At 56.0% G+C, this 723-nt stretch carries 1 protein-coding gene; it reads right to left on the bottom strand.

The features are described 5' to 3' along the window. A partial coding sequence (locus FJM67_RS17620) for a hypothetical protein (RefSeq protein ID WP_181161557.1) occupies positions 1-723 on the bottom strand: 723 nt, incomplete at both ends.

The raw sequence follows: 723 nt of genomic DNA, 5'->3' as shown, positions 1-723 counted from the left end.
CCAGAGCCATTGGCATCGATGCGGATAGAACCAGTACCGTGAGCAACCACACCCACTTGATCGCTATCGCCATCGTTGATCACGATGCTGCCGTTTAGCGTAGTCAGAACGATATTACCGTTATTGCCAGAGATCAGATCCGCTTGCGCTGCATCCACTACATCAGTCGTGGTCGCATCCGTATTGAACGCCGTGGTCGTTACCGCCACAGAGTCAACGGTGATGCTGTCCGCTTCGGTGAGGTAGATACCAGTCGCGCTGGTACCGGTGCTGCTCGCACTGATGGTCGCGACCGTGGTCGTCAAGTGACGATCACTGCTCGCAATCGCATCATCCGCTTCTAGGCGAAGGTTCGTTGCCGTCACGTTCATCGTGCTGCCATCGGCATTGATGATGCTGCCGGTGTCCGCTACCACAGAAACGTTCTGTGTAACCACATTACCGATGGTGACATCCGTCGCTGCGTTCAAACGTGCTGAGCTGTTGGTTGCCGTCACAGTGACTGCACCCGCCATCGTCAAGGCACCGGCTTCCGCGTCTAGGGTGACCGTACCGTTGGTGGCAGTCGTAATGTTCGCCAAGATGCTGAGGGCATCAGCGGCCGTCACCGTGATATGACCCGTCGTGCTATTGATCTGCGCATCGTTGGTCACATCAGAACCCGTACCGTTCGCATCGATTCGGATAGAACCAGTACCGTGTGCTACCACACCTACTTGATCG

It is taken from the genome of Maribrevibacterium harenarium, assembly GCF_006385675.1.
Lineage (GTDB): Bacteria > Pseudomonadota > Gammaproteobacteria > Pseudomonadales > Marinomonadaceae > Marinomonas > Marinomonas harenarium.
The sequence above is the reverse complement of the archived record's forward strand: the minus strand, read 5'-3'. Positions and strand labels throughout refer to the sequence as shown.